14 protein-coding genes and 2 pseudogenes are annotated in these 15,715 nt (G+C 40.5%); 5 read left to right on the top strand and 11 right to left on the bottom strand.

Annotated elements, in window-relative coordinates; genetic code table 11:
• The 6 genes and pseudogenes from WN50_RS27150 to WN50_RS27130 all read right to left on the bottom strand — a co-directional run.
• Positions 1-307 (bottom strand): annotated as a pseudogene (locus WN50_RS27150) (formylglycine-generating enzyme family protein); the annotation flags it as partial.
• Positions 308-310: 3 nt separating this feature from the next.
• Complete coding sequence (locus tag WN50_RS27145) at positions 311-1,336, bottom strand: AAA family ATPase (protein ID WP_046277365.1); 1,026 nt, start codon at positions 1,334-1,336, stop codon at positions 311-313.
• Positions 1,333-2,097 (bottom strand): VMAP-C domain-containing protein, encoded by a 765-nt coding sequence (locus WN50_RS27140; RefSeq protein WP_281062913.1) that lies wholly within the window; start codon positions 2,095-2,097, stop codon positions 1,333-1,335. Before WN50_RS27140 ends, WN50_RS27145 begins: the two co-directional genes overlap by 4 nt.
• Positions 2,098-2,133: 36 nt before the next feature.
• Positions 2,134-2,376: pseudogene (locus tag WN50_RS37015) on the bottom strand (hypothetical protein); the annotation flags it as partial.
• A gap of 21 nt (positions 2,377-2,397) precedes the next feature.
• A complete protein-coding gene (locus WN50_RS27135) occupies positions 2,398-3,159 on the bottom strand; it encodes a S1 family peptidase (RefSeq protein WP_049561335.1) in 762 nt (253 codons plus the stop codon).
• Between the two features lie 28 nt (positions 3,160-3,187).
• Positions 3,188-3,550 (bottom strand): CU044_2847 family protein, encoded by a 363-nt coding sequence (locus tag WN50_RS27130; protein WP_046277363.1) that lies wholly within the window; start codon positions 3,548-3,550, stop codon positions 3,188-3,190.
• 162 nt (positions 3,551-3,712) lie between these two features.
• Here WN50_RS27130 and WN50_RS27125 point away from each other — a divergent pair, with 162 nt between their 5' ends.
• The 4 genes from WN50_RS27125 (at position 3,713) to WN50_RS27110 (ending at position 8,772) form a co-directional block, all read left to right on the top strand.
• Positions 3,713-3,925, top strand: a complete 213-nt coding sequence (locus WN50_RS27125) for a hypothetical protein (RefSeq protein WP_046277362.1) — start codon at positions 3,713-3,715, stop codon at positions 3,923-3,925.
• A 441-nt stretch (positions 3,926-4,366) separates the two neighbouring features.
• The gene (locus WN50_RS27120; RefSeq protein WP_046277361.1) at positions 4,367-5,230 is read left to right on the top strand and encodes a DUF928 domain-containing protein; all 864 of its coding nucleotides are present in this window, start codon (positions 4,367-4,369) and stop codon (positions 5,228-5,230) included.
• A gap of 29 nt (positions 5,231-5,259) precedes the next feature.
• Entirely contained in the window at positions 5,260-8,277 is a 3,018-nt protein-coding gene (locus WN50_RS27115; RefSeq protein WP_049561332.1) for a CHAT domain-containing protein, read from the top strand.
• 135 nt (positions 8,278-8,412) lie between these two features.
• Positions 8,413-8,772, top strand: a complete 360-nt coding sequence (locus WN50_RS27110) for a DUF427 domain-containing protein (RefSeq protein WP_046277360.1) — start codon at positions 8,413-8,415, stop codon at positions 8,770-8,772.
• Positions 8,773-8,784: 12 nt separating this feature from the next.
• On the opposite strand, the gene WN50_RS35540 is transcribed toward WN50_RS27110, so the two are convergent.
• Positions 8,785-8,928 (bottom strand): hypothetical protein, encoded by a 144-nt coding sequence (locus tag WN50_RS35540; RefSeq protein ID WP_200906365.1) that lies wholly within the window; start codon positions 8,926-8,928, stop codon positions 8,785-8,787.
• Between the two features lie 4 nt (positions 8,929-8,932).
• Positions 8,933-9,154, bottom strand: coding sequence for a hypothetical protein (locus tag WN50_RS27105; RefSeq protein ID WP_009787750.1), 222 nt, complete (start codon positions 9,152-9,154; stop codon positions 8,933-8,935).
• Between the two features lie 510 nt (positions 9,155-9,664).
• Here WN50_RS27105 and WN50_RS27100 point away from each other — a divergent pair.
• Positions 9,665-11,053 (top strand): protein kinase domain-containing protein, encoded by a 1,389-nt coding sequence (locus tag WN50_RS27100; RefSeq protein WP_046277359.1) that lies wholly within the window; start codon positions 9,665-9,667, stop codon positions 11,051-11,053.
• A gap of 70 nt (positions 11,054-11,123) precedes the next feature.
• Here WN50_RS27100 and WN50_RS27095 read toward each other — a convergent pair whose 3' ends face one another.
• From WN50_RS27095 to WN50_RS27085, 3 genes are all read right to left on the bottom strand, one after another.
• Positions 11,124-14,030 carry an ATP-binding protein gene (locus tag WN50_RS27095; protein WP_046277358.1) on the bottom strand — a complete coding sequence of 969 codons (2,907 nt, stop codon included), beginning with the start codon at positions 14,028-14,030 and terminating at the stop codon, positions 11,124-11,126.
• Between the two features lie 133 nt (positions 14,031-14,163).
• The gene (locus WN50_RS27090) at positions 14,164-14,811 is read right to left on the bottom strand and encodes a restriction endonuclease subunit R (protein ID WP_200906364.1); all 648 of its coding nucleotides are present in this window, start codon (positions 14,809-14,811) and stop codon (positions 14,164-14,166) included.
• Between the two features lie 74 nt (positions 14,812-14,885).
• Positions 14,886-15,715, bottom strand: an 830-nt coding sequence (locus tag WN50_RS27085) for a hypothetical protein (protein ID WP_235441148.1), incomplete at its 5' end; no start/stop codon positions are given.

Below are 15,715 nucleotides of genomic sequence, written 5' to 3'. Positions count from 1 at the left end.
GTAAACCCTTGACGGGGGACTGTTCGGGGGTTTGTTGGGGGGAGTCTTCGGTAATAATTGAAACGGTGGGTTCGCTTTCTGTTGGGAGTTCTGGGAGTTTGCTGTCTACAATTTCAACGGTTGGGGAAGGGTCAGTTTCTAGTTTTTCTTCGGATTTTTGGGGAGTTTGTACTTCACCCATTTGTAGCGCCAACCAAATACTATCGGCGAGATCTTCATCGCTGAGTTCGAGGCGTTTTAACAGTCCGGTTTTTTCAAATCGGTCGATTAAACGTTTAACGGCATAATGAAGATTGGAATCGCTCATGACTTAATCCTCATCTTCAACTCTGCCTAAGTCTTTTAAGAGTTGAACCATTAATTCATCTTGACTCGAAATGCGACCCCGCACCACCATAAATACAGCATTCAGCAGTTGATCTGTGGCCAGGGTTCCTTCATCCCGCTTTTCAATAAACTGATGAATCAAATCTTGTGATTCCTGTGCTATTGTTTCATCTAAATGAGCCGCTATAATTCTCGTGAGTTCTTCTTGAGTGGGCGGCTTCATTGTTAGGCGCAAACAACGCCGCAGAAACGGGGCCGGAAAATCTCGCTCTCCGTTGCTGGTCATCACCACGAAGGGAAAAGCGGTGCAGGTTATTCGCCCGTTGTGAATTTGAGCGCTGATATCGGAGCGAGTGATTTCTTCGTATTCGTCGCTGTAAGCGGTGCGAACCGTTACGGTATCAACTTCTTCTTTAATTCTCACCAGTTCGGGAATTTCAAACGATCCTTCTTCGAGAATTGTTAATAAGTTGTTGGGAAGGTCGATGTCGCTTTTGTCAATTTCATCTATTAAGAGAACCCGAGGGCGTTTTGAAGGAAGCAAAGCGGTTCCCAAAGAGCCGAGAGTGATGTATTTTTCTATTTGTTGAAGTTGTTTTCGACGTTCTTCTGGGGAAAGGGTTTGGTTGTTTGGGGTTTCCTGCTGTTTGGCTTCCTGCAACCGACCAATGGCATCATAACCGTAGAGTCCATCTTTGAGGCTGGTACGGGTGGTAATCGGCCAGTAAAGCACTTCCCCCAGTTTAAGCTGTCGCGCTACGGCGTAGGCGAGGGAAGATTTGCCCGTTCCCGGTTTTCCGGTGATGAGTAGAGGTCGCCGCAGGTACAAAGCGGCGTTAACCATTTTTACTTCATCGGGACGCACCTGAAAAGTTTCACCCCGTCGCTTTAGCCGACTTTCTCCGGGTTGACTCTCCTGGCCAAATGGTCGCCAACTGGGAGGGGACGGCAGTTTGTCAATGCCATCGTGGGGTTCCGCATTCTGTTTGAAAATTTCCCAGTCACTCATGGCTTCGGCATTTCCAGTTGTTGGGCGGGGGGTACGAGATTGAAATCATCCCAAAGCAATGATAGGTGATTGCCGATGTGCGTGTCACTTTCTTCTTCCCAGGCTTGACGGCGCGAAACTTTGATGTGGTGAGGAAGCTTCTCCAGGTTGCACTGACAGATAATATTATCTAGTGCTGTAGCACAACAGTCTAAACCCTCTGGTTTTTGCCTTAACCATAATGCCAAAGGAATGCCTGTTTCTAACAGTATTAACATGATTTGTTCCGATTTAGATTCCCACATGGGTACTTTCAAGCAAGCTCCATTGGCTTCTAGTAAACTCAAATATAATCTTTTCGGATTGCTATTATCCAGGGGGGATAAAATTAGATTGGATTGCTCTTTTAGCTTTTCTCGAAAAACTTTACCTTTCGATCTCCATCTATTAACCCGCTCATCTCCTCCTGATAAACGCTCGGAAAAACGAACATTAATTTCATATTCTGATCCCCAGGTGGGTTGAACTACTTTATTTTCACAAACCAGCCGATCTATTGAAGTAAGGGCAATTAATTTGGTGGGCAAAAAACATTGAATTGACTTGATCAGGGTGTCTGAGGGCAATCGATTATACGCTTTTTTAGACAAGGACTCCATTACTTTTGATAAACCTTGAAGCTTTTCACCTATAGGTTCGCCTTCGGGGTCGGTTAGCAGATGAAAGCCTACGGGACTCTCGTAATTATAAGTGTGTGCATTTTCAATCAGCCACGCCCTCACGACTAAAGAATTACTTTGTTCAAAAATTCCGACCAATAGACAGGGTTCTTTCTCTCCGGCTTCCGTTTTCTGTTGTTCTTTGATAGCCCGCTCCTTTTTTAAATAATTCAAAAAATTTTGAGCTTCATCTTTAAAATAAAAGTTCAGGAAGTTCTCTAATTGTGGTCTAAGTTCAGGAGAACGGTTCAAATCTTCCAGGTGCAAAAATAAATAACCGATGAATCTATCGAGTAAGCCATAATTCTCCAAAGTTTGAACTATCTCACTTGAAGATTGAGGAAATTCGTGTAAAGATTTGCCTTAACTTAGCGGAATTGAATTTTGAGGCAAAGATTGATAATAAGCATAACGGATCTCTTTGTTGAGGGTTTCCAAACTGTCTTGGAGTATGGCGATCGCCTTTTTAATTCTTCCATTAACTTGACAAACTTTTGCCAAATCTCCGACTTGAAGTAATAGGTCTGTAGGGGTGATAAATGCAACTTTGGCTTCCGGTCGTTCATAATCTTGCATGACTGCCATACCCACAACACCTTGAAGTTTTTCATCCCAAATTGCTGTTCCACTAAACCCTTTTTCTAAACGAATTCCTGTTTCTTTGGTATCCTCAACTTGAATACGACCTCTGCCCACCCCTCCTCGTAACTCTCCGGTTGCCCATTCCCCATTACTTCCTTTTTCGGGAAAACCTAATGCTCTAAAACGGTGTCCCCAAAGGCTGTCATTTCCTGTCAAAATTAAGTTTATTGGTTCGGCACGTTTAGGAAGTTGATCGGGGTTGAGCAGTTTTAATACCGCTATATCTTGTATATTTTCATCGCTTTTTAAAGGGAACCAGAACGCTACTTCTGTTGCGATCTTTTTGCTACTAAGAACCGGAAAATCAATTTCAATGATTTGAGTTGGTTTTTCTTCCTGCTTAGAAGATATTCTTTCGGTCGTAAAAGCAACAACATGAGCGCAGGTTAAGATGTAGTGAGGGGAAACTAAAAATCCCGATCCTGCAATGTCCCCTCCCGACTTAAATACTCTAACAACAGCTAATTCTAGTGCCGAAGCCATAACAGATGATCAACTTTGGGGTTTATGTCTAGCTAGGGTTTCTTCCTGTGTTATTCCATTTCAGGGTAATCTCGTAATTCACTTCTGCACTGCCCGATGCGATGACCGCCCCCAGTCCCGCACTCATCTTCACCCCAAATTTGACTTCAACTGCATCTGCGGGTTGGTTTAAATCTTTAACTTTTTTGATTATTGCGTTGGCGACGGGCTGAATGCTAGAAAGGGCTTTTGCGAGTGTTTGTTTGGCTTGTATCACCGTCTCATCTCCAAGTCCAATCAGCCCTTCATCCTCATCAACGCTTTCAGGGATAGGAAGTTTCTCATCTACTTCCATATAGACAAAGGATTGTTCATCGTCATCTAACTGAAATTTTACCAGCCGTGCCGCCATTACCTTTCTCCTGTTAACAAAGTTTCACCTCATCCTGTATATCCTACGCTACTTTGTGTTGGCAACTCCTATACTAGAAAGTGCCTGACCCCAAAGAACTCTACAATTTGAGCTTATATGCCCCGGAGTATTATCCCGAAAAAATAAGGACAAAAAGACAAAATGATTATCAAGGTAGATATTGACGAACGGGAATTTATCATCAATACCGATGCAATTTCCTGTATTGTTCCCCAAGTTGATGATGATGAAACTTACTTAATTGAATTTAGAAGCGGAGGACATTACCCCATTACTTACAAGGAATTTACGCAAATTGCCGAAAAAATTGAACAGGAGCAAAGAACCGGAACCCGACAGAATGTATCAGCATAAATCCACGATATTGATTACACAAAAGGGGGTTTATTTTATTCCCTTGACTCAACTCACAGGCTTTATATTATCAGGTTGCGGGTCTAGGTTTAACGATTGAGGATATTATTGAGGCTCTGAAAAACTGTCAGAACTACGAACAAAAAGTGTTTTTTATACGGAAGATATCGCCCGAGGTTTTCAGTTGGGCTTGGCGTTGTTTGAACTCAGACGCGCCCAAATGACTGCCGAAAAGTTGAAGGCTTAGGAAAATGCAGACACAACTCGAAACCCCAGAATGGAATATCTTTATTTGTTTTCGATAGACTCCTTTTGAGCCGTAACCCTAAAAACCTGAGATAGTCAGATCTGAAGCGACAAAATCTTGCCCTTTCTAGAGTAAGATTGTGAATCCTATAAAATCATTTATGATTAATACGATATCAAAAGCAATTATCAACGATGAGATTTAAGGTCATTGGCGCGATCGCCTTACTCTGCATAACGGGACTAGAGACGGAAGTTCGAGCAAATACCTCCATACAACTCAGTCAGTTTCGTCCCGCAGATACCACAAAACCCGCTTATCGAGGAGGAGGAGTTTCACGAGGAGGAAGTGTTTTCGAGGGGGGTTCGAGTTTAATCGCTTTAACTCCAGTCAGAGGGGGAGTAACGATCGCGGAATATCCTACCTTATTGGTTTACGTTCCTCAACCTGAAGAATCTTTAACCAACTCCCCCGTTGAGATGGGTTTGAAAGATGAAGAAGATCATGTAATTTATAAAACTATTATTCAACTTCCTCCACAAGAAAGTATCATAGCCATTAATCTCAAACAAGATGAAACATCTATTTCTCTAGAACCCAACAAAACTTATCGCTGGTATATTTACTCTACCCGGATAGATTCTGATTATATAGAAGTACCAATAACGCGAATTCGCCCTGACGAGGAATTATCTCAAGCCCTAGAAAAAGCCAACCTTCAAGAACGTTTCAATCTGTATAATCAAAACGGAATCTGGTATGAAGCTCTACTCGCTTTATTTGAGTTACGCCGTGCCAATCCTAACGATATCACTTTAATTCAGGAATGGAAAGAATTACTTCATTTTGTGGAAATCGAAAAAATTGCCGATGTACCTCTGTTATTAATTGAAGCTCCAACTTCTCAAAATAAAACACCAGATTCTCTTGAAATTTCGGAGCCAAATCCAATGCCAAATCCAATGCCAAATCGAGTCAAAAGTGATACCGAATTGACATCCCCTTTTCGACCACCAGAGCAACGTATTCCTCATGGCCCCGATGGTGGGAGTCGATAAAATTTTCTATAAATCCATCAAAAAAGCTTATGAAATTCTTGAATATTGTTATTATTACTGGACTTTTTGAGTCGAGTTTAACTCAAGGTTCAATCCTCGTCTTCTCTAAATCTTTACACCCAACAATAGAAACTTATCCGATAACCAAACAAGAAAGTTCATTGATTCAGGGAGAAAAACTTTCTCTCAACCCAACTACTCAGCAATTACTGCAAACGGGTCAGCAACAATTTCAAACCAGTCAATTTAAAGCGGCTCTCAATACCTACCAACAAGCACTCGCATTATTTCGACAAACCAATAATAAAAGAGGTGAAGCCGAAACCTTATTCAATATTGGAGTGATTTACCGCATACTCAGTCAATATTCTCAAGCTACAGAATTTGTTGAACAAGCTTTAGAAATTGCAGAGTCTTTAAATTACCAAAATTTGATAGCTTCTGCGTTGAGCGAACGGGGAGTTATTGCTTATAGTTTGAGTCAATTTCCCGAAGCGTTAAAATTTTATCAGCAAGCCATTGAACTGAGTCAAAAAATAGGAGATCGCCATACAGAAGGACGAACTTTAGATCATCTGGGAGTGGTTTATCGAAGACAAGGAAATTATAATCGAGCTTTGTCTTTACATCAACAAGCGTTAGCAATTTTGCAAGAACTTAATCAAAAATCTCCTCAAGCACTTGTTTTGAATAATATTGGCATCGTTTACAGTAGACAAGGAAACTACCCGAATGCTTTAGAATACAATCAAAAAGCACTAGCTATCAGCCGAGAATTTGGCGATCGCTATATTGAATCTCGAATTCTTCTCAGTTTGGGTGTGGTCTATCAAAATCTTAGCCAATATTCTCAAGCACAAAAGTTTTTTCAAGAAGCTTTAAACATTCAAAAAGAAATTGGCGCTCAAATAGGTGTGGGTCAAACTTTGAATAGTATTGGCGCTATTTATTATACCTTGGGTCAGTTCAATGAAGCCCTAAAATTCTATCAACAGGCTTTAACGCTGCGTGAAGAAATAGGCGATATCGCAGGTACAGCACAGGCTTTAAATAATATGGGATTGGTTTATGAAGTTCAAAAACAGTATAACAAAGCCCTTGAATTTTATCAGCAATCTTTAAAGATTCGACAGGAGATTGGAGAGCGACCCGGAGAGGGAAATAGCCTGAATAATATTGGATTTATCTACAATATTAACCAACAGTATACTCAAGCTCTTGAGGTCTACCAACAAGCCTTAATCATTCGTCAAACTCTCGGCGATCGCTTTGGAGAAGCAACCACATTAAACAATTTAGGGTTAGTTTATAATAACTTGGAAAATCAGACCGAAGCCTTGGTTGCGTATCAACAAGCACTGGGAATTTTTCAGGAAATTGCTAATCCCGAAGGGGAACGTTCTACCCTCAGCAGTATGGGGGAAATTTTTGACAAACAAAATAAAGTTGAACTCGCGATTATCTTTTATAAAAAGTCGGTCAATGTCACCGAAGCCATTCGTCAAAATATTTCTGGACTTTCCACAGAACAGCAACAATCTTATACCGGAACGGTGGCGGATACCTATCGCCGTTTGGCGGATTTACTCTTACAGCAAAATCGAGTTTTAGAAGCACAGCAAGTTTTAGATTTATTAAAAGTTCAAGAATTAGATGAATACTTAAATAATGTTCGAGGAAACAATCAAACGTCCGAAGGAATTGAACTTCTTCCCCAAGAACAACAAGCCTATCAAGAATATACTCAAATTCAAAATCAAATCGTTCAATTGGGAACAGAACTCAACGAACTGCGGATAATTTCTCCAGAAGAACGTTCACCGGAACAAAATCGGCGCATTGTTGAATTAGAAAATATTCAGCAGCAAGTTCGTCAAGACTTCAACAACTTTATCGAAAATCCAGAAGTTCAAGCCAAGTTACAACAACTTTCACAAACCACCGGAGGTCAGAACTTAGACTTACCCAATCTTAATCGATTACAGCGTCAATTGCGTCAAATTGAACCAACTGCTGTACTTCTTTATCCTCTCATTTTAGAGAACCGAGTTGAACTGATTTTAGTCACGCCTTTTAATCCACCCATTCATCGTTCTGTTACGATTGAACGAAAAGTATTAAATCAAGTCATTGTAGATTTTCGCTTAGATATTGTGCGTCCATCAGTACCTTTAAATCAAGTAAAAATTTCTGCTCAACGCCTTTATGAAATTTTAATTAAACCCCTTGAAGGGGATCTGACTCAAGCCAATGCAAAAACGATTATCTATGCGCCGGATAGTGTATTGCGATATATTCCAATTTCTGCCCTTCACGATGGAAATCAATGGTTAATTGAACGATTTAATATTAATAATATTACGGCGGCTTCTCTGACGGATCTAAGTTCTCAAGACTCTAAAGAATTAAGAGTTTTGGCGGGGGCATTTAGCAGTGGAAATTATCAAGTTCAGGTGGGAAGTCGGCAATTTTCTTTTGATGGACTAACTTATGCGGGGTTAGAAGTTCAAAATATTGCCAAACGAGTTCCCCAAACCACAACATTAATTAATCGAGAATTTAATCGAAATGCGGTGATTCCTTTTCTCAACGATCATACTATCGTACACCTAGCAACTCACGCCGCATTTGTTCCGGGTCAACCCGAAGATTCTTTTATTTTACTTGGAGATGGCGATCGCTTAACGTTACGAGAAATTGAGACGTTAAACTTACCCAATGTGACGTTAGTTATTCTGAGTGCTTGTCAAACCGCAGTGGGCGGACAGTTAGGAAATGGAGAAGAAATTTTAGGACTTGGCTATCAGATGCAGCAGGCGGGAGTGTTGGCAACCATTGCGTCATTATGGATAGTTAATGACCAAGGAACGCAGGTGTTTATGGAAGCGTTTTATAATGCTTTATTGTCTGGGAAATATACCAAAGCGGAAGCCTTGAGACAAGCACAAGTGAATTTGAGTCAAAATTTGATTCAAGACAATCGTTTTAGTCATCCTTATTACTGGGCGCCTTTTATTTTAATTGGGAATGGATTATCTACTTTTTGACGGGCGAAGGCTATTGAGACAGGTACTTTACCTTCAATGTAATGGGTATCGAACTCTAAATCAAGCGAATTGAATGCTTAATATTCTCAGCGTCTCCCAATCTGATATCTTGGAAATGTTGTAGTTGATCAGCTAATGAAAATGCCAGGCGCAAATCATCTAATCAAGATCGCTCCTCAACCGAAGCGAGTCAAAGTCACCTTTAACGGACAGACGATAGCAGACACAACCCAAGCTCTGGAACTGAGGGAAGGAATGTCACCGCCCGTGCAGTATATTCCTCGCGGCGATGTGGCAATGGAACGGTTACAGCCAACCCAACATTCCACCCATTGTCCTTACAAGGGAGATGCTAGTTATTTTAGCATTACGGTCGATGGTAAAACTGCCGAAAATGCCATTTGGTCTTATGAAAATCCCTATCAGGCGGTTGAACAAATCAAAGAGTACCTCGCTTTTTATCCTAATCGTGTTGATAGGATTGAAATGATTTAGGAATATCTATCTTTATTCTAAACCCATTGAAGCGATCGCAGTTTGAGAAAAAGTTGGGGGACTGATGCGATCGCCGACACGTTGGTTGTGTTGAGAGACGGATCGGCAACTTGCAGTTAGTCTGAGTAAGGAAAAATCCTGCAATTTGTAATACAATTGCTTAAGAATAATAGCCAGAGCCGCATCGATCGCGAACGGTAAGCCTCGTTTGAGTAATCAACGCTTTGATATCGGCATCGGACGGGATTTCTTGGGCAGCAATACTCGCTTCTTCAACAATCGTATTGCCCAGACGAATATTATGGCAAGCATCCCACTCCGTTTCTGCGGTCAACTCGGTTTCATAGTGGACGACAATCCAATAGCGTTTCAAGTCACTCATACAACTTTACAATTTTAAGGTTTTATATTCTAATTATTAATGAGAATGTAAATTAAATCCCGATTCGATCATCAATTATCCTTCAGCATTGTTTTAACCACTATTAATTCGTTGGGCGATCTTCATCCCAAAATTGCAATAGCATTTGAATTGCGATCGACGAGGACATAATAACGTAGAAGATGGGAAATTCTGCGATCGCAATTTTCAACTTCACCAGTTGGCGCTCCAAGTCAAATCGTGATAATTTGGATGCTGTTGCCCTAGTGTTGTTTTATGAATTAACTCTTAAATGAAGCTAGTTAGTTTGTTGAAGGCAGTGAGAACTATTTGCAAGCCGCTACAAATAGTAATTTGGTTCACAAAAGGTTTCAAACCCCAAAGCTTACAGGCTGTATTTTGACAGGTTCAACAGGGTTGAACATACTAAAGTTGAGATAATATAATAGAGAGTTTGTAGTATAATGATTTATATTATAGTTTTTTAAACATTAATTTTTGAGGTTTGTTATGAGCAAAAATAAGAAAAAACCTTGGAATGAAAAGTGGGAAACTATTGAACAAATTGGTGGCGGTGGTCAAGGTCTAACTTTTCTAGTTAAGCCTAAAAACGACTCGTTTCCTACTGGTAACTATGTACTCAAAATACTTAAGAATCAAAAAAGTTTTGAAAGACGTTCGAGAATGCACATCGAAGTAACTGCTCTAGATGTATTGAATTGCCCAGGGATACCAAAGTTAATTGATTCAAATTCCCATCTTTTTAAAGAAGATATACCTCTTTATATGGTGACTGAATTTATAGATGGAAGCACTTTGTCTGATTTTATAGAGAGTGAAATAATGGACGTATTTGAGGGAATAAAATTGACGATATTTTTGTTAAAAACTCTTGAATATTGTCATCAAAACAGTATAGTACATAGAGATATTAAGCCAGACAATATCATTATTAAAAATGATGACATTGCTAGTCCATTATTGATAGATTTTGGTATTTCTTTCAATAAACTTGATGACAATAATACAAGTTTAACACCTGTAGGCCAAGAATTAGGAAATAGATTTTTGCATCTTCCAGAACATAAACAAAAAAGTAACTTACAGAGAGATCCAAGATCTGACATAACACAAATTTGTGGTATTTTGTTTTTTGCTATAACAGGAAAAGTTCCTACGCAGCTTTTTTATGAAGGAAGTAAACCACATCAGATGAAAGAAGCCCAACAAAAATTATCAGCTTTACCCGAACATATACTATCCAAAATTAATAGGGTTTTTGATAGAGCTTTTGAAGGAAGAATAGATTTCCGTTGGCAGTCTATCCCTGCGCTTAGAAATGCTTTATTAGATCTTTTAGAGTCAGAAAATAAAAAACATAATAAAACTGAAGTTTTATTAGATTGTATCAAAGACAAAGCATCAAGTAATCTAGAAAAAAAAATATTTCAAAATTTAACTCAACAAATTCTTAAAAAAATTTATGATGTTGTCTCTGATCTGTCTAAAGAGCTTGGTTCAGAATTTGGGCTTGTTAGCTCAAAATTAAATGAACAAAAAATCATACGACCTGAAATTGACTGGGATGATTTAACATTTTTTCAGCCTGTTCTTGGTATAACTTATCAATATGGAAATCAATCATTTTTCCCTGGATTTGAGGGATACATAACAGGAAATGAAGTTGTCTTAGTCTCAAGTTTTGAACACTATCGTCCCAAGTCTAAACTTGATAATTTTAATTTATTTGGCAAGAATGCTCCGGATTCAGATAAATTAGATGAACAAATTGAATTACTACGAACTCCTTTAAATGGTGAACCTGATTTTAGTGGTTTTGAAACACGTCTCAAAAACTTTTATTTGGAAGGTATAAAGAGTATCATGTCAATCAGTTAGTTGTAGCGACAGCCATCTGCTGTAGCCCTCTTTTCACCCCCTGAACCCTCCCCTCTCCAAAAACAATTGCTTATTCTAAATGAGACTCAGCCTTAATATCCATCTCATCTAGAGGTTCTTCAATAGCATTCCGAATCCAATTTAGCTCAAATTCCTTAGTTGTATGTGCCTTCACTTCAATTTTTATAACCATATCTTCAGCTTTATCTGAAAGGGTTTGCAACACTTCAAACAGTTGGAAAATATTAGTTTTATTTGCAATTGAACTCAGCTTGTAGTGCTTCGCTGCTTTTTTACCATCGCTAATATCTGTCGAAACACGCCTAACAATACTGCTGCTTTCAGACTTATATTCAACGGTTTTTATATCCTCTTTCGCCACCGAGGTTTGACCCGTAGAAACCGAATATAAATTCTCATCAACAGGCGTTAATTCTTCCCCAACATCCTCCGCATTTTCCGAAACTTCTTCGGGAGAATTGGCGGATTTACATTCCTCTTGAAGTCGGTTCACCAACCCGGAAGATAACAAATAACCGGATAAATCTAACTCATCCGCAGGAATTTTGCAGTTGAAACTGATTAATTCTGCATTCTCAACCGTTGGTGTTTCTCCCGCAGTAAACGTTGCCGCAGGAACATAACCCAAATTCCCCTTTTCAATTGCTTGAAGAATTGCCGTTTTTATCGGTTCAATCCCCAACAATTTCGGATAATTGGGAAAACGGAAAAAATAACTAACCAATTCTTCCGCTTGAATATAGTCTTTTTCTTCGCCGTCTAGCTGGGAAATTCGCAGCAATTTATTAGGAGTTAAGCTATCAAAAACATAGTTTTTCAACGCTTCAAAAACTCGTTCTTGTAATTTATGACTGGTATTAATTTGGGAATGGAGGTCAATAATTTCGAGTTTATTCGGCGGTTGAATATTGGGATTAAATACGGGTAGGATAATATATTCATACAGTCGGCGCAGCGCCGCTTCAACTTCATAATTTGCCTCTTTTTCCTTTGTACCCAGTTCCTCCCCGTCTTCTGCGGAAAATTTATATTTTTTCTTTTGTGCGACTAAAGAGGCGATCGCCAAAGCCGTTCTTGCCCCTTTTCGTGCCTTATCCATTTGCGCTAAATTTGGAACTATAAACGCCAACGCATTCTTATAATCCCGCTTATCATTACCCCTATTTTCCCACCAAATTAAAGCATCTTCTTTAACTTTTTCCTGACTTTTTTCTGCCCAACTAGGGTCGAGATACACTATAATAAACTGAGAGATTCTATCTGGTATCGCCGCCGAATCCTTTGGCCATAAAACCACCTTTCCGCGAGAATTTTGGAGATTTTGATTGAGAGAATCGCGAATCAGTTCTAAAACCTCATCGCCCGTAACTTTGCTTTCCTCATCGGCAATTAATTTGTTTAAATTCGGTTTGGTTTCAAATCGATATCGCTTGCCAACATAATGCAAATACAACAATTCATCTCGCAAATCACTTAACACCGTAGTAATGATTGTTCGCTCTAACCCTTCTGCGAGGCAGGAAGCCACAATATCTTGTTCGAGTACCCCCCGATCTTCCCCTCCCCTGGCACCGAAAGAATACATTAAAATAGCAGAAGCCAAACGACTTCCTACCTTCAAACTGGCGATCGCAGGTGAATCATTGGCGATGCGTTTGTCAATGGCGTTGACTTTGGCTTTACGACCAATTAAATCGGCATTTATAACAGAATTGTAAGCGTCTCGTTCCCCAACTTGACTAAAGAAATTGTTGCGGACTGCTTCGTTGTTAAAATCAATATTGCCGGGGGTAATTAACCAAGAGTTATCATTGCTTTGTTTGAGGGAATATATAACCGAGGCGAGAAACTGCAACGCCCCCCGAGTTCGCTGGTAGCTTGGCAAACTTCCCCAACGGTGATACATTAAATCTAATAAGTCGGGATGGAAAGGATAGCTATATTCAATGCGTTCGGCTAACAAATTGGCTTGCCGTTCAACCTCCTGTTTTTCCCGGTTGTTCGTGGCATAACTTTCTCGAAACTTGCGAAATAATTCCGCCTGTTGACGGGCAACTTCTTTAATAATTTCCGGGTTGCCGATATCAGAAAATAGCCGTTTTTGAACGACTTGCATCACTTCATCGCCGGAAACGGGTTCTTTTTTGGCATCGTTGCGGGCGACCAATTTATCAAGCGTACTCAACAACCCTTCATTTCCGACTGCTTCTTGGACGCTGGCTTGCAAAGAATAGACTAAAACGGTTTTGGGTCGGTCTGCAACAACTTCGGTGAGTTTTTGAATGAAGGTGAGAACTTGGCGCCCGAAAGTAGAGTCTCCGACGGTTAATCCCATCGCATTTTCGACGTAAACCAGAAACTCATCCATTAAAATCAGGTTGGGGCGATCGCCCAATATTTGTCGAATTTCATTGTTTCCGGGGGCGATGCGGTTTTCGTCGTTGTCTTTGACCAAATTATACGCCTGTTGTCCGCCCAATTGCCAAGCGAGATAACCCCAAGGGGTGAGAATGCGGGGGCCATTTTCAACTTGTATCCCGGTACTGGCGTTAACATCCAAACCGATAAATGCGGCTACCGAGACTTCACCGGGGTCGGGAAGATTGGAGAGTAGAGGAAAGTTGTGTAATTGCGATCGCGATTTGGCGATATGATAGAGGCTGACGAGGGCGTGGGTTTTACCGCCTCCGAAGGGAGTTCTTAGCTGCAAAACGCGATCGCCGGGTTCTCCTCCCAATCTTTTTAAAACACTTTCTAACAGGTTTTTCAGTTCCCCGGTGAGATAAGTCGCCTCAAAAAATTTCCGGGCGTCGCGGTAAACTAAAGGACAGCTATCTTCATTGCGAATTACAGATCCTAATTTGGCTGCATAGGTCGCATTGTCTAGGTTTCCCGCTAATATATCAGCGTGGGGGGTAACAACTTGTGTCCAGGGTTTGAGTTGATAGGCTGTCATTGTTTTTGGGTTTAACGTAGAAGGTTTTAATCGGATGCGTGAGAAAATTTATCTGATTTTTATTGCGGTTTAAGCTTTATAAATTTGTGAGAATAAAATCAAGCTATTTATTTAACAACAAATCATCAAATTATTAAGTTGAATTTTCATTAACTGCAATTTGACTGAGGCGTTTAAGAATCCGCAGCACATCATAAAGTTCATTGCCGGGGTTGCGAGTTACAAACACTTTCGAGGTTGCATATTGAGGAATATTTTCAACTTTCACCAGCTTAACAAATATAAAGTCGCTCCCGGTAACAATTAAACCGTAATTTGGACGGTCTAAGTTCGGACTGGCTAACAAATAAGTTAACAGTTGACCAATACCCGCTTCTATGGAAAATTCCGCCCGTTTGGATTCGATGACCATTACCCATAATTTATCTTTGAGAACTAAAGTATCAATTCGACCTTTAATTAAGTTCTCTCCCTCCGGTATCTCTAAGAGAACGGATTCTTCCGAACGAATGTAATAGGGATAAAGAAAGAATTTTCCGATAAATAAAATCGGGTCTAAAATTGCCATCCGAACAACATCTTCGAGAACCGGAGGATTTTGCAATAAATTAAAAAACCCTTCCTGAACTTGGTCTAACAATTGCTTTTCTAAATCGGTGATTTCCGGTAAATCTTCTTGCCATTCTCGAAAAAACTGCTCGTCTCGTATCCATTGCAAGTTGAAGTTATCGATCAGATATCGGAGGTTTATCTCTTGGGCTTGAATCGTTTTTTGAATCATAGGAAGTGGGAGTTGGGTGTTGAGTATTGGGTTTTAGGGATTGGGTGTTGGGAGTTGAGTAAATTAGCTAACCCCTAACCCCTCTGAGTAAATAAGTTGTCCTCTATTACCCGTTTCCACGAGGCCAAAAGTGTATCAATGGCTTGCTGTTCCCGAGTGCGGTTGGTAATATTTTCTTGTCTGGTTTCGGGGGTGAGGGCGCGTCCGGCTAACGCTTGGGCGACTAACCGCAGTTGAGAGGTGTCGGGCATTGCCAGGGCGAGAAAGTTGGTAATATCTTGAGGTTTGTGTTCGGATAACCACAACAGTCGATGTAAAATATCGATTAATGTGGGGGCGCCGCCAATGGCTTGGGGTTTGACGTTAAAGGTTTGCTGTTTTTCGGTTTTTTGTATGCCCAAATCCTCGTTTTCGCCCCGTTCGCTGTAGTCGCGCAACTGTATTTTATTTTTGTTTTTTGTGACTAACGCCAGTTTACCATCGGTCAAACCGCCGGAGCCATCAAGTTCGATACCCACCCCACGCGCCAGGGTGTTGGCTTCGTCAAATTCTACAATGGCTTCCCCGTATTCATAGCGTCCCAGGATGTAATATTGGGTGGGTTTATCGACTGCGGAAACTCCCCGTTTATCGCACAGCAACACGTCCGAAAGAACAGTTTCCAAGACTTCTTTTTGCACTTCATCAAGGAAGGTGTTGGCGTCGAGTTCGTCTCCGTTGGGAAGTTCCACCGAGTCGTATTGGGTATAAGCCCGCAGCCCCGCACCAATACAGGCGATAACCAAGTCCGCACCGCTAACGCCTTCTTCCATGAGGGTTTTTACCAAAAATTGCCGTAAAGCCCCTACCTTCAGGTATGGGGATATAAGGCTCTTTCTAATGCTATAATAACTCAACTGGCAGG

Source organism: Limnoraphis robusta CS-951, from assembly GCF_000972705.2.
The sequence above is the reverse complement of the archived record's forward strand: the minus strand, read 5'-3'. Positions and strand labels throughout refer to the sequence as shown.

What these genes read in the sequence shown, in the direction of transcription:
- WN50_RS27145 (WP_046277365.1), bottom strand. Translation starts at nt 1,336, where the DNA reads ATGAGTGACTGGGAAATTTTCAAACAGAATGCGGAACCCCACGATGGC.
- WN50_RS27135 (WP_049561335.1), bottom strand. Translation starts at nt 3,159, where the DNA reads ATGGCTTCGGCACTAGAATTAGCTGTTGTTAGAGTATTTAAGTCGGGA.
- WN50_RS27130 (WP_046277363.1), bottom strand. Translation starts at nt 3,550, where the DNA reads ATGGCGGCACGGCTGGTAAAATTTCAGTTAGATGACGATGAACAATCC.
- WN50_RS27125 (WP_046277362.1), top strand. Translation starts at nt 3,713, where the DNA reads ATGATTATCAAGGTAGATATTGACGAACGGGAATTTATCATCAATACC.
- WN50_RS27120 (WP_046277361.1), top strand. Translation starts at nt 4,367, where the DNA reads ATGAGATTTAAGGTCATTGGCGCGATCGCCTTACTCTGCATAACGGGA.
- WN50_RS27115 (WP_049561332.1), top strand. Translation starts at nt 5,260, where the DNA reads ATGAAATTCTTGAATATTGTTATTATTACTGGACTTTTTGAGTCGAGT.
- WN50_RS27110 (WP_046277360.1), top strand. Translation starts at nt 8,413, where the DNA reads ATGAAAATGCCAGGCGCAAATCATCTAATCAAGATCGCTCCTCAACCG.
- WN50_RS27105 (WP_009787750.1), bottom strand. Translation starts at nt 9,154, where the DNA reads ATGAGTGACTTGAAACGCTATTGGATTGTCGTCCACTATGAAACCGAG.
- WN50_RS27100 (WP_046277359.1), top strand. Translation starts at nt 9,665, where the DNA reads ATGAGCAAAAATAAGAAAAAACCTTGGAATGAAAAGTGGGAAACTATT.
- WN50_RS27095 (WP_046277358.1), bottom strand. Translation starts at nt 14,030, where the DNA reads ATGACAGCCTATCAACTCAAACCCTGGACACAAGTTGTTACCCCCCAC.
- WN50_RS27090 (WP_200906364.1), bottom strand. Translation starts at nt 14,811, where the DNA reads ATGATTCAAAAAACGATTCAAGCCCAAGAGATAAACCTCCGATATCTG.